Here is a 13,823-nt window from a genome sequence, read left to right as displayed (position 1 = left end):
ATCAATGTAAAAAAGTAACCTTGGCTATTTTATTATTTTCTATTTCATAAATACCTATTACAGTATAAGAATCACCGTTGACGGTAATGAATTCTTCATCAATAACTATATTACCGATTACAATCCTATTCTTGATTTCACAATGAAGGTTTGGGGTAGTGCTAAAAAAGCGATCATAGCCATTTCGCATATTTTCAATACCCTCGGTTCTTAGTTCGCCGTTAGCACCATAAACTTTCACGTTTTTGGCGTATGGCTCCAAAAAGGCATTGATGTCTTTAGTATTATAACCTTCAAGTTGTTGTTGTACAGGTATTTCTGGATCTTCATTGATAGACATATCTTTTATGAAAGTCATGCTATTTATAAGTCCGTCAACCTCATAAATGGCAACTTGTTGAAATTGTTTATCGCCAATGGCTATCTGTTCTTGATCAATAACGGTCTTTCCCAAATGAATTCTAGAGGATACTTTTACATCAATATTTGGCGTACGGTCATAAAAGCTCTGATATTTTTCCTTTAAAATTTCCCGCCCAATGTACAGGGTGTCTTTTGGGTAGTTTTTTACCACAACATTTTTTGAAAAACAGTTAGCAAATGCTTGTAATTCTCGTGCGTTGAATGTTTCTACTTGTTTGTCCACAATATTTTTTTGCGAATCTTTAGAAACGAAACTTAGATAATTTCCATCTGGACTAATTGCTAATCTAGAGATTCCATTGATATCTGGGTTATTAATTTCATGAGCTATTTTCCATTCTGTATCTACTTTGGGGTCAAAGGAAAGAATGGTTGATTCAATGGCAGTAATTAATTGATTACTGCTCATCCAGCAAATGTCATCGGTGATTTTAGGTAATGAAATTATATCCTTGGTTTTTAATGATATTGGATGCAGTGATTTTACCATATTCCCATTATCCGATTTGGAAATGTAGCTTACTAGGTCGCTATTTGGTATGTTATGTAGCGATCTGCCAACATTCTGTTGAACCGTTATATTGGTATGATCTTTTAAGTTAGCTATTACAAGGTCCATTCTATTCTCGCGAAGAACTGTACAGATTATAATATCTTCAGCATACCAAACATGATAACCAACTTTTAAATCTTCTAGAAGAAGGTTTTGTTCATTGGTATCTAAGTTATATTCATAAAGTCTTTGCAATCCATCCTCATCTAATCTAATTGCCGAAACAGCATTTTTTCCGGGTATTTTTAATGGTGAATATTCGCTGCCATTTGGGGTATCTGTAATCCATGAAAGGGTTTTATCTTTTATATGAAACAGTACAATATCTGTTTGTCCATTTCTTGTTGCAGCATATAGGACCCTGTCATTATCCAAAAATGAAGGCTGATTGTCATAGCCTTCATTTTTAGATATATTTATTGCACCATTAATAATGACCGAATCTTTTTCCAACCCTAAATTGGTCAAATATACTTCTGTGCTCTGTTGTGCATGTAGCTGTATGCAAGATATAGCACTTAGCAAAAGGATAAAGCACTTCAATTTCAAGGACATAAAAAGAGATTTAGATTAGTGTTTTTCTGCAAATCTCTTTAAGATGGCACGTACATTTTTAGTATTGTCAACAAAGTATCTTGCTTGGGTTTTTTGTCTGCCCACCTTTACGGTAACAGCATCTTCTGGCAGTTCCTGGAACATAAATTCATCTGTCCAGTCATCACCTATGGCAAAAACAAAATCGTAGTCATGCTCGGTATACACACGCATAGATGCTCTTCCTTTATTTACGTTGCTGCTTTTGATTTCCATTACCTTATTACCATTGAGTACGCTGAGGTCATCGTTAGCAATAAGACTGGTTAATACCGTATTCAATTCAACCGATCTCTTCTGACCAAAATCTGGATCTGTATTTCGGTAATGCCAAGCCAATGAATAGTTTTTCTCTTCCACGAAACTACCTGGCGTACGATCTACAAAAGATTCAAGAACTGGTAATATTTTCTCCATCCAATCTTTTTTCACCGTTTCTAGCATTCTAAATTCCTCACCACCTTGAGAGATCCAAACACCATGCTCAACGATCATATTGTATTTCTTAGGAAGAAACCATTTGGTAAAGGTCTCTTTATCCCTTCCGCTAATTAAATACATATCCGTATTGGGTTGAGACGAAATTTGGTCCAATAATGCGTAAAGCTCCTCATCTGGTGACGCTTTTTGCGGATCATTATGAAACCCTGCTAAAGTACCGTCATAATCTAAAAAGACCAGTCTTCTTTTGGCGTTTTTATATTTGCTCATTACGGTATTCATAAGGTCAACCGATAATTTTTTAGATCGGTAAGTCTGATCTTTTTCTTTCTGGCTCACTAGGGAATTCATAAAATCGTTGGCCCATTTTTCTACATTATAGCGTTCCAGTCTTTTTTGTAGCAATGTATTTCTTGATACCTGCTCTTCTTCGGGCATATTGATAGCTTCATAAAGAGAGTCGGCAATTTGCTCAAAATTATTGGGGTTAATCAATAATGACTCGTTCATTTCATTTGCAGAACCTGCCATTTCACTTAGTATAAGCACCCCTGTCTTATCTGTTCTAGTGGCAATGTATTCTTTTGCTACCAAATTCATACCATCTCTTATGGGCGTTAGCCATGCAATATCAGAAGAGGTATAAAGGTCAATTAGGTTTTCAAAAGGCATAGATCTATAGAAATACCATATTGGCGTCCAGCTAACAGTGGACAACTCCCCGTTAATGCGTCCTACAAGTTCATCAACTTCCCGTTTTAATAATTGGTATTGCGGTACGTTAGATCTAGACGGAACCGCAAGAATAATAAGTCTTACTTTCTCTTTATACTGCGGATATTTTTTTAAAAAATACTCAAAGGCATTTAAGCGTTTTGCAATTCCCTTGGTATAATCTAAACGATCTATAGAAAGGAAAAATTTGGCATCGGGAGCAGATTTTTTATGAGTATCCAGTCGTTTCTGCAATTCAGACTTTTGATCCTCGGTACGTTGAGAATGTTCTTTTGCTGCATCGCTAAACTTCTTATAATCGATACCCATAGGGAAAGAGTCTACTTTTATAACCCTATCATCTAAATAGATATCGTTAAAGCTTACCTCTAAACCTAATAGCCTTCTAACAGAGCTTAAAAAGTGGCGTTCGTAGTCATAGGTATGAAAACCGATCAGATCAGACCCCAGCAAACCTTGTAATACTTCACGTCGCCAAGGTAGGGTTCTAAAAATCTCATACGATGGAAAGGGAATATGTAAAAAGAAGCCTATAGAAATATCCGGTCTTTCAGCTCTTACCATTTGGGGCACCAACATTAATTGATAGTCATGTATCCAAATAGTGTCTTCATTGTTTGCTTTTTCAAGGATGGCATCGGCAAATTTTTGGTTTACCGCTTTGTATGTTTCCCAGCTACCCAGCTCAAATTCAGAATATTCTAAGAAGTAATGAAATAAAGGCCATATGGTTCTATTACTAAATCCATAGTAAAAACCATCTACCTCTTTCTCCGTTAAATTAACTTTTGAAGATCCATGCTCCGCTAAGGCGCTATCAATTTTAGGAACCAATTCTTCGGGAATTTCTTCATCCGTTAAACCGCTCCAACCAATCCAAAGGCTATCACCGCCGGAGTGTACAGATTTCATTCCTGTGGCCAGTCCACCTACACTTGGTACAGCAGTAATGTCGCCATTGCTAATTTGTAATTGTACAGGTAGTCTATTTGAGATAATGATAGTTTTCGCCATAAAAGAGAATTTTTTGCTTCTTCTTGATAATTATTTCTCTAAATTTCGGGAAAAAGGAGGGCAATACCAATTGAAACCTCAAATGAATCAAGAATTTTATTGAATGGATAATTTAGACTACGGAATAATAGGGAATTGCAGAAGTGCAGCATTAATTTCAAAGACAGGAAGCATAGATTGGTGCTGTTTGCCAGAATTTGATAGTCCGTCTGTATTTGCCAAATTACTGGATGAAAATATAGGTGGAAGTTTTGAAATAAGGGTTGATGACAGCTATGAGATTACTCAGAAATATGAGAGGTACACCAATATATTGATTACCTCTTTTAAATCTGGCGAAGATCACTTTGAAATTCATGACTTCATGCCCAGATATCGTAAGTTGGATGGAAGTCACCATGCGCCACCAGAGTTGATCAGGTATTTTAAATTAATTTCAGGTAAGCCAAGTTTTTCTGTTTTGTATGATCCAAGATTGGAATATGCCATGGGGAAAACCGAAACTTTTATCAAAAAGGATTTTATAGCCAGTCTCACTTACGATGTTAAGTTCGATACCGTATTTCTATACACTTCTTTTGATCAAGAATCTATAGTCAATAGTGTTGAAGTAGAACTTCTTCAAGATGAGTACATGCTTATGGGCTACAATGAAAAATTGTTGTTGCCAACCACAGAAAGGGCTTATCTTGATTTACAGAACACCAAGGTATATTGGTTAAACTGGACAGATTTAACCCCAACTTACAAGAAATTTAACGATGAAATTTCCAGAAGTGCCTTGACATTAAAATTATTGAGCTATGATAAGACCGGAGCTGTTTTGGCTGCAGCTACCACCTCTTTACCAGAAACCATTGGTGAAGTACGTAATTGGGATTATCGTTTCTGTTGGATAAGGGATGCATCAATGGTGATTAAAGTAGTATCTGAATTGGGACATAAGAACGTGGCAAGACGATATTTACAGTTCATTATAGATTTGATACCCGATAAGGCAGAGAAGTTACAGATCATGTACGGGATCAATAAAGAGAAAAAACTGACCGAAGAAACCTTGGAGCACTTAGCTGGTTACAAAGGTTCTAAACCGGTGCGTATTGGTAATGCGGCATATCACCAAAAGCAGAATGATATTTATGGTATTCTGATGGATGTGATTTATGAACAAATGGTGAAATTCAGCATAGATATAGAAAATGGTGAAGACTTATGGGCCATTACCAAAGGTATTGTTTGGATCGTAAGCAACAATTGGAAGGATGCCGATAAGGGAATTTGGGAGTTCCGTACAGAGGATAGACATTTTACATTTTCTAAAGTATTATGCTGGACAGCCTTGGATCGTGCCATAAAAGTTGCTGAAATGCTGGGCAAGCAGCATAAAATTGATAAATGGGAACCAATAAGAGCGGAAATTTGGCAAGATATCTATGATAATGCCTGGAACGATGAAGTAGGGGCTTATACCCAATCTTATGGTTCTAAGGATTTAGATGCATCTGTCTTATTAATGGAATCTTATGGATGTGTTGATGCAAAAGATGAAAGATATATTAAAACCGTTAATGCCATTGGAGACGAATTAAGTAATGATGGATTGTTGTATAGATATAAGAATGAAGATGATTTTGGTTTGCCATCCTCTTCATTTACGGTTTGTACATTCTGGTACATCAATAGTTTATTTAAAATAGGGGAAGAGAAGAAGGCGTTGGAGTATTTTGAGAGATTATTAGGTTATAGTAATCATTTAGGTCTATTTAGTGAAGATATTGACTTTAAGACTAAAAGGTTACTAGGGAACTTCCCTCAGGCATATTCACATTTAGCGTTGATAGAATGTGCCATAAACTTTTCCAAGAAAGAAAGTGAGGATCAAATGTTAGAAACTTTGAGAGAATAATTACCTTATAACATAAGCCTTAATTTTATGGATTAGGGCTTTAAAATGTTCTTCCGTTGAAAACGGATTCATAACGGTTACTCTTAAGAAATGAACATTTTTTAATTTGGTCTGTACAATATAAAATTCGCCATCTTCTAAAAGATATTGGCGAATTTTTATGTTTAAGTTGTTTTGCTCTTCAAAATTGGAGTTAGGGTTTACATATCTAAAACATACAATATTTGACATTGGACGTAATGCCAGTTCAAAATTAGGTTCAGCCTCTATAAGGTCGGCAAATAAGGAACCCAAATCATATAATAGGGTAACATTGGCATCAAAAACTTCTTCACCATAGAGTTTTAGAAGTGTAAACCAATGTATGGCCATCATATTTTTGGTGCATTCAAAAGTACGCTTGCCGGAATTGTACCAATCTTCATGTTCTGAGTCGGTCAATAAGTAATCCGCTTTTTGACTAAATGTAGCCTTGGCATTGTTTTCATCCTTAAAGAGTAGGGCGGTGGTCAATGCTGGCATCATCATCATTTTGTGACCATCAATAACTACTGAATCTGCTTGAGCAATGCCTTTTAGCGTATGCTTGTATTTTTTAGAAAAAATACCGGCACCGCCATGTGCACCATCCACATGAAACCATATATTATGTTCTTGGGCAAATTCAGAAATGCATTCAAGATTATCAAAAATACCTGTAGCAGTAGATGGTGCACTACCGATTATGGCAAAGACCTCAATTCCTCTTTCTTGCGCTTCCTTGAATTTAGCTTCTAAAACATGGGTGTCTATTGCAAAATCTTTGGTAACGGGTACTTTAATTATGCCTTGATCCCCTAAACCCATAATTCTTGCCGCACGGTCTACACAGTAATGCGCTTCTTCACTGACCATTATACCTAGTTGATTTTGATTGCCATCATTCCAAATATCCTTTTTGGTAATCGCTTTTCTAGCACTTAATAATGCGGTAAGATTGGCAAGTGTACCACCAGATGTTAATAATCCTCCAGCAATACTATTAAAGCCAATTTTATGACAAATCACTTCAATGATAATGCGTTCAATAGCATTGGAAGACATGCCCATTTCATATACCGCAGTACCGTTATTTAATAGCGAACTCAATAATCCTGTGAGTGCGGTAATTGGGGCTGGAGGACTCACCTGATGACCAAGGTAATGTGGATGGTGAATGTGTGTGGTACGCTTGTTGATTTCCTGGAACAAATTCTTGCTATTTCCGTGATAAAGAAAATCCTTCCAAAACTGGAGTTCATCCTCAGGGTCGTTCCAATGAATGGCATTTGGGGATTTTTCATTTAACTTATCCTCTAAATGAGCGGTCAACTGGTCTATAAGTGCGTGCCCGTTGGTGTTAAAGTCAGGGGATGAATACACTTGTTGGAGTAATTTTTTATGCATGGCTCAAAAGTAGTCGCAATAACGATTTATACCAAACAAAAAAACCGCCCCAATTGGGACGGTTTAACATTCAAGTTACCAAACAACAAAAGTAATCTGAATTAGTCAAAGGTATACCCGTTATCTGCAGCTACCTTATCGGCAATTTGTGTGCGTAAAGCTACTACATTAGGGTAATTTGTATATTTTGTAAAACGTTTAAGTCCCATTAACATCATTCTTTGTTCATCACCTTCAGCGAAAGATACAATGGCTTCCTTACCTTTTTTAATAATAGTTTCGGTTGCATTGTACAAATATAACTTAGACATAGCAATTTGAGTGGCCTGTGCCTCTTCTCCAAAACGTTTTGCGTTTTTCTCTGTACGTAATAATGCAGATTCTGCCATATATACTTCAATAAGAATGTCAGAAGCAGCTAACATCAATTGTTGGTGCTTTTCCAATTCTGGACCAAATTTTTGAACTGCAGATCCAGCGACCATTAAGAACACTTTCTTCAGTCTTTTTAAAATATCCTTTTCTTCTGCAAACAGTTCAGAAAAATCAGGAGTATCAAAAGAAGGAATTCCCATGAGCTCTTCGCCAACTGCGGTTGCAGGTCCTAAAAGGTCTACATGACCTTTCATAGCCTTTTTAACAAGCATACCTACAGCTAACATTCTGTTGATTTCATTGGTTCCTTCGTATATACGTGCAATTCTTGCATCTCTCCAAGCGGATTCCATTGGTGTATCTGCGCTAAAGCCCATACCTCCAAAAATCTGCACACCTTCATCTGCCGTATGTTGTACATCTTCCGAAACCGCCACTTTTAAAATAGAACATTCTATAGCATACTCTTCAACACCTTTTAATTCAGCTTCTTGGTGAGTATTGCCTTCGCTTTCACGTATTGCAATTCTATCTTCAATGTTCTTTGCAGCACGGTAACAAGCAGATTCACCAACATAAGCATTGGTGGTCATATCGGCTAATTTTGCTTTTATGGCACCAAAGTTAACGATCGGAGTTTTGAACTGAATTCTTTCGTTCGCATAATTAACAGCCTCGTTGATCACCCTTCTTTGCGCCTCTAAACAAGCAGCGGCTAATTTAATACGACCAACGTTTAGGGCATTCATTGCAATTTTAAAACCGTTTCCTCTGGTGGAAAGCATATTTTCAACAGCAACTTTTGTTTCATTAAAGAATACTTGGCGGGTAGAAGAGGAGTGAATACCTAATTTCTTCTCTTCATCACCTAAGGTAATACCATTACTAGGGTCATTTTCTACGATAAACCCGGTAATATTTTTGTCATCTTCAATACGTGCGAATACGATAAACAAGTTACAGAAACCAGCATTTGAGATCCACATTTTTTGACCGGTAATACTATAAGTTTTACCATCTTCTGATAAAACGGCCTTTGTTTTACCTGAATTTGCATCTGATCCAGCACCTGGTTCGGTAAGACAATACGCTCCAAACCACTCGCCTGAGGCTAGTTTAGGTACATATTTTTGTTTTTGTTCCTCAGTACCGTATAAAGTTATTGGCATAGTACCAATACCAGTATGCGCCCCGAATGCAGTACTAAAGGATCCGGTTGCACCAGAAATATAATCACAGACTAGCATTGTAGAAACAAACCCCATACCCATACCACCGTATGATTCTGGTACTGCTACGCTCAGTAAACCTAGTTCACCGGCTTTACGCATGGTTTCTTCGGTATATGCGTAATCTTTTTTCTCAAAACGTTCCCAGTGTGCCCATAATTCTCTATCAACGAATTCTTTGGTGCTTTCACGCATCATTTTTTGTTCTTCGTTCAAATCCTCTAAAGTGAAAATATCATCACAGTTGGTTTCTTTGACAAGGAATTGTCCTCCTCTAAGAATGTCTTTATCCGATGTTTCTGTACTCATGTTGTTAATTGTATTTAGAAGTTAGAATTGAGAGAATAGAGAAGAGAACTATACGAGGCTATTTTGAAACCCCATGGTCATTTTCTGAAATTCTTCAATCTTATCTTCGAGTAATTTTAATTTAATATCTGTTATATAATTTCTATGATATGCTATTAATAATTGTGTTCCCAGTTCAAAAGAGGAACCTAAAGAAATACTTAAAAAATGACTAAACGACCTATCTGTTCTTGCAGAGCCTTCCGCAATATTGCTAGGAATAGAGATTGAACATCTGCTCATTTGTGAGCTCAAATCAAATCTCTCATGCTTAGGGAAACTTAAGAGAATATCAGATATATCATTAGCTATGCTTATACCTAATTTCCATATTTTCAAATTTCTATAGTTATGCCTTAAAGCCATATACCATTAATCTTATCTCTTTTTTCTAATATCTATATTCTATCGTTTATTTTAAAAATTCGAATATGCCTGCGGCACCTTGTCCAGTACCTACGCACATAGTAACCATACCGTACTGTCCTTGCATATTTCTTTTACGCATTTCATCAAAAAGCTGAACCGATAATTTAGCTCCTGTACAACCTAACGGATGACCTAAAGCAATAGCGCCACCATTAACATTTACAATATCTTGATTTAAGCCTAGTTCTCTAATAACTGCAAGGGATTGAGATGCAAAAGCTTCATTCAATTCAATCAGTTTTATATCATCTTGTTTTAGACCGGCTTGTTTAAGTGCTTTTGGCACCGCGGCTACAGGACCAATACCCATAATTCTTGGTGGTACACCAGCAGCGGCATAATTAACAAGACGGGCAATAGGCTCAAGATTTAATTCTTTTACCATTTCTTCGCTCATCACCATTACAAAAGCAGCACCATCACTCATTTGAGAAGAGTTACCAGCTGTAACACTACCACCGGCTGCAAATACTGGCCTAAGCTTGTTCAATACAGCAGTTGATGTTCCCGCTCTTGGCCCTTCATCTTTTGTTACGGTATATTTTTTGGTCGCTTTTTTACCATCGGCACCTACATAGGTTTCTTCTACCTCAATAGGCACTATTTGGTCTTGAAAGCGGTCTTCCGCTTGAGCACGAAGGGCTTTCATATGAGAATTATAGGCAAATTCATCTTGATCCTCACGAGATACTTTATACTCGTTGGCAACTGCCTCTGCGGTATTTCCCATTCCCCAGTAGTAATCTTCATGACCTGCTTTTACAACGTCATAATTTAATTCTGTTTTGTAACCGGTCATAGGTACTGAACTCATACTTTCAGCACCACCTGCAATAATGCAATCTGCCATTCCAGATTGAATTTTTGCAGTTGCTATACCAATAGTTTCAATACCAGATGAACAAAATCTGTTGACGGTAACTCCAGGAACATCAACAATGTCCAATCCCATAAGTGAGATTAAACGTGCCATGTTCAAACCTTGGGAACCTTCTGGCATAGCATTACCAACGATGACATCGTCAATTCGTTTTTTATCTAAATTTGGCAATTCTTTCATCATATACTCGATGGTTTCCGCTGCCAATTCATCGGTACGTTTAAAGCGAAAAACTCCCTTAGGTGCTTTACCTACCGCTGTTCTATAACCTTTAACTATATATGCTGTTTTCATTTTTTACTCTTGCTTTTAGCTATCAGCTTTACACTCATAGCATTATTTGTTGTTAAATAAGATTGCCAATAACCATAAGCTAATGACATATAGCTGCGTAAATTAATTACGTAACGGTTTTCCGGTTTTCAACATGTGTTGAATTCTTTCTAACGTTTTTCTTTCGGTACACAGTGAAAGGAAAGCTTCTCTTTCTAAATCTAACAGGTACTGCTCGTTTACCAAAGTAGGTTCAGATAAATCGCCACCTGCCATTACATACGCAAGCTTATTCGCAATTTTCTTATCATGTTCACTGATATAATGGCTAGCCTCCATAGAATCTGTTCCAACTAAGAACATACCTAATGCCTGTTTTCCTAAGACTTTGATATCTGAACGTTTTACAGGTTGCGTATAACCTTGCTCCGCCATTAATTTTGCATATGCCTTAGCAGTTGCAATTTGCCTGTCCTTATTTACCACAACTATATCTTTGCCATGTTGTAGTATTCCTAGGTCGTAAGCTTCATATGCAGAAGTGGAAACTTTTGCCATACCAATAGTTAAAAAGTATTCTTGAAGAACATTTAATTCTACATCGTTCTTTTTAAAAGTGTCTTGTGCTCTAACGGCAAATTCCTTAGAGCCACCACCGCCAGGAATAACCCCAACACCAAACTCAACAAGTCCTATATAGGTTTCAGCTGCTGCGACTACCATGTCTGCATGTAAGGAAAGCTCGCAACCACCACCTAAGGTCATACCATGAGGGGCGGATATTGTTGGAATAGCGGAATAGCGCATACGCATCATGGTGTCTTGGAACATTTTAATGGCCATATTCAGCTCATCATATTCCTGCTCTACCGCCATCATAAAAATCATACCAATATTGGCTCCAACAGAGAAGTTTGCAGCTTGGTTACCAACGACCAAACCTTGAAAATCTTTTTCGGCCATATCAATGGCTTTATTTAGTCCGGCTAAAACATCGCCACCAATGGTATTCATTTTAGATTGGAACTCCACATTCAGGATTCCGTCTCCTAAGTCTTCAACAACAACACCGCTGTTTTTGAATACTTCCTTGGATTTTCTAATATTATCAAGAATAATGAAGGAATCTTGTCCTGGTATTTTTTCTACGGATTTTTTAGGGATATCATAGTAATAGGTAGCCCCATCTTTAACGGCATAGAAAGAATTATTACCAGACGCTTTCATTTCATGTACCCAAGCAGCAGCTTCTAGACCTTCTGCTTTTATGAACTCCAATCCTTTGTCAACGCCAACGGCATCCCAAATTTGGAAAGGACCATGTTCCCAACCAAAACCAGCTTTCATTGCATCGTCAATCTTATAAAGCTCATCGGTAATTTCAGGAATTCTGTGCGATACATAGGCAAATAATTGTCCAAAACTTTTTCTGTAAAATTCTCCTGCCTTGTCTTTTCCACCAACGAGTACAGCAAAACGATCAACAACTTTATCAATAGTTTTGGTCAACTCTAATGTGCCGAATTTTGCGCTCTTTTTAGAGCGATACTCCATCGAATCCAAATCAAGGGTCAAAATTTCGGTCTTGCCCTTATCATCTTTAGACTTTTTATAGAATCCTTGTCCGGTTTTACTGCCCAACCATTTATTTTCCATCATGGTGCTGATGAAATCAGGTAATTTAAACAGGTCGTGGCGCTCATCATCGGTACAGTTATCGTATATACCGTTAGCAACATGAACAAGGGTGTCTAAGCCAACTACATCAACTGTTCTAAAGGTGGCCGATTTTGGTCTACCAATAACCGGACCTGTAAGTTTGTCTACTTCTTCAACGGTCATGTCCATTTCCTTAACCATATGGAAAAGGCTCTGGATGCTGAATATTCCTATTCTATTACCTATAAATGCAGGAGTATCTTTAGCAACTACTGAAGTTTTTCCTAAGAATTTTTCTCCGTAACCGTTTAAAAACTCTAATACCTCAGGCGAAGTTTTAGGACCTGGAATAATTTCAAAAAGCTTTAGGTAACGTGCTGGGTTAAAAAAGTGAGTGCCACAAAAGTGCTTTTGGAAATCTTCACTTCTACCTTCCGACATAAACTTGATTGGAATACCAGAAGTGTTGGAAGTAATTAGCGTACCAGGTGTACGGTACTTTTCTAAATTTTCAAATACCTGTTTTTTAATATCTAAGCGTTCAACAACTACTTCAATGATCCAATCTACCTTAGATACTTTTGCGATATCATCTTCTAAGTTTCCAGTTGTAATACGATTTGCAAATTTCTGATGATAAATAGGAGATGGTTTTGATTTCAACGCTGCCGTCAAAGAATCGTTCACCATTCTATTGCGTACTACTTTGTCTTCTAATGTTAAGCCTTTGGCTTTTTCTTTATCATTTAGTTCACGAGGAACAATATCTAGCAATAAAACCTCTACGCCAATATTTGCAAAATGGCAGGCAATACCACTACCCATTATCCCTGAGCCAATTACTGCTACTTTTTTAATGTGCTTGTTCATGTACTTTATGCTGTATTAATTGATAAGTTGAATTAAAATAATTTTTTATCTGCGATAAGCTTGTTTATGGCTTCGGTAACTTCAAAAAAATGGGCAAGCTTTTCATCGGTAACTTCATCTTTAACTACTTCATTAAATCTAATGACCGTGTTTTTTGAATCGTTTCTTTTTTCCAATCCAAATTCGGTCAAATAAATAAGAACACCCCTACCATCTTTAGGATTTGGTTTTCTTATAATTAGACCTTTTTGCTCCATACTTTTTAAAATTCTGGAGAGGCTGGTAGCTTCCATTCCCATTTTTGGTCCAAGGGAAGTTGAAGGTGTACCTGCTTTTGGGTCAATGCTCAATAAAGTAAAGCCAACGGCCATAGTAGAATCAAATTTCTTTGCTTCCTCATTATACATTCTTGCTACCGCTTGCCATGTAGCTCTCAACGCATAATCTATCGTTGCTTCTTTCATACTCCTTTAGTTGGTTCCCAAATATAATAAAATTTATTATGCATGCATAATAAATTTTATTATATTTTATTTAATTGGGTGTTACCAAAGTTATTTAAGCTAGTATAATTTAACTGTTGCTATATAGTTAGTTATAGTTGTGTGTATTCTTATCAGGTTTGCGGGCTAATAAATTAAAAGCAAGACACCCAACTAAATATTAAAT

Annotated in this window: 9 protein-coding genes; 1 reads left to right on the top strand and 8 read right to left on the bottom strand. The window is 36.9% G+C overall.

The window, feature by feature from the left end; all coding sequences use genetic code 11:
* Position 1: 1 nt before the first annotated feature.
* Positions 2-1,531 carry a nuclear transport factor 2 family protein gene (locus B2Z27_RS04405; protein ID WP_286812706.1) on the bottom strand — a complete coding sequence of 510 codons (1,530 nt, stop codon included), beginning with the start codon at positions 1,529-1,531 and terminating at the stop codon, positions 2-4.
* A 15-nt stretch (positions 1,532-1,546) separates the two neighbouring features.
* Positions 1,547-3,760 (bottom strand): bifunctional alpha,alpha-trehalose-phosphate synthase (UDP-forming)/trehalose-phosphatase, encoded by a 2,214-nt coding sequence (locus B2Z27_RS04400; RefSeq protein ID WP_286812705.1) that lies wholly within the window; start codon positions 3,758-3,760, stop codon positions 1,547-1,549.
* 103 nt (positions 3,761-3,863) lie between these two features.
* Between B2Z27_RS04400 and B2Z27_RS04395 the strand changes: the two genes are divergently transcribed.
* Entirely contained in the window at positions 3,864-5,666 is a 1,803-nt protein-coding gene (locus B2Z27_RS04395; RefSeq protein WP_058103077.1) for a glycoside hydrolase family 15 protein, read from the top strand.
* Here the strand turns inward: B2Z27_RS04395 and B2Z27_RS04390 are convergent, their stop codons facing one another.
* The 6 genes from B2Z27_RS04390 to B2Z27_RS04365 form a co-directional block, all read right to left on the bottom strand.
* Positions 5,667-7,091, bottom strand: coding sequence for a pyridoxal phosphate-dependent decarboxylase family protein (locus B2Z27_RS04390; protein WP_286812704.1), 1,425 nt, complete (start codon positions 7,089-7,091; stop codon positions 5,667-5,669).
* 101 nt (positions 7,092-7,192) lie between these two features.
* On the bottom strand, positions 7,193-9,004 hold the full coding sequence (locus B2Z27_RS04385; protein WP_071339632.1) for an acyl-CoA dehydrogenase family protein: 1,812 nt from the start codon (positions 9,002-9,004) through the stop codon (positions 7,193-7,195).
* Between the two features lie 48 nt (positions 9,005-9,052).
* The gene (locus B2Z27_RS04380; RefSeq protein ID WP_286812703.1) at positions 9,053-9,409 is read right to left on the bottom strand and encodes a four helix bundle protein; all 357 of its coding nucleotides are present in this window, start codon (positions 9,407-9,409) and stop codon (positions 9,053-9,055) included.
* Positions 9,410-9,455: 46 nt separating this feature from the next.
* Positions 9,456-10,646, bottom strand: coding sequence for an acetyl-CoA C-acyltransferase (locus B2Z27_RS04375; RefSeq protein ID WP_058103074.1), 1,191 nt, complete (start codon positions 10,644-10,646; stop codon positions 9,456-9,458).
* 102 nt (positions 10,647-10,748) lie between these two features.
* Positions 10,749-13,154: a 3-hydroxyacyl-CoA dehydrogenase/enoyl-CoA hydratase family protein gene (locus B2Z27_RS04370; protein WP_099193111.1), complete on the bottom strand. Its 2,406-nt coding sequence runs from the start codon at positions 13,152-13,154 to the stop codon at positions 10,749-10,751.
* A gap of 32 nt (positions 13,155-13,186) precedes the next feature.
* Entirely contained in the window at positions 13,187-13,618 is a 432-nt protein-coding gene (locus tag B2Z27_RS04365; RefSeq protein WP_058103072.1) for a MarR family winged helix-turn-helix transcriptional regulator, read from the bottom strand.
* Between the last annotated feature and the right edge of the window lie 205 nt (positions 13,619-13,823).

The organism is Maribacter sp. UBA3344, assembly GCF_002362375.1.
GTDB classification, from domain to species: domain Bacteria; phylum Bacteroidota; class Bacteroidia; order Flavobacteriales; family Flavobacteriaceae; genus Maribacter; species Maribacter dokdonensis.
Note: the sequence above shows the minus strand (reverse complement) of the source record. Positions and strands in the feature narration are given on the sequence as shown.

Excerpts from the sequence above, each read along its gene's own strand:
- B2Z27_RS04405 (WP_286812706.1), bottom strand. The coding sequence starts at position 1,531 with ATGTCCTTGAAATTGAAGTGCTTTATCCTTTTGCTAAGTGCTATATCT.
- B2Z27_RS04400 (WP_286812705.1), bottom strand. The coding sequence starts at position 3,760 with ATGGCGAAAACTATCATTATCTCAAATAGACTACCTGTACAATTACAA.
- B2Z27_RS04395 (WP_058103077.1), top strand. The coding sequence starts at position 3,864 with ATGGATAATTTAGACTACGGAATAATAGGGAATTGCAGAAGTGCAGCA.
- B2Z27_RS04390 (WP_286812704.1), bottom strand. The coding sequence starts at position 7,091 with ATGCATAAAAAATTACTCCAACAAGTGTATTCATCCCCTGACTTTAAC.
- B2Z27_RS04385 (WP_071339632.1), bottom strand. The coding sequence starts at position 9,004 with ATGAGTACAGAAACATCGGATAAAGACATTCTTAGAGGAGGACAATTC.
- B2Z27_RS04380 (WP_286812703.1), bottom strand. The coding sequence starts at position 9,409 with ATGGCTTTAAGGCATAACTATAGAAATTTGAAAATATGGAAATTAGGT.
- B2Z27_RS04375 (WP_058103074.1), bottom strand. The coding sequence starts at position 10,646 with ATGAAAACAGCATATATAGTTAAAGGTTATAGAACAGCGGTAGGTAAA.
- B2Z27_RS04370 (WP_099193111.1), bottom strand. The coding sequence starts at position 13,154 with ATGAACAAGCACATTAAAAAAGTAGCAGTAATTGGCTCAGGGATAATG.
- B2Z27_RS04365 (WP_058103072.1), bottom strand. The coding sequence starts at position 13,618 with ATGAAAGAAGCAACGATAGATTATGCGTTGAGAGCTACATGGCAAGCG.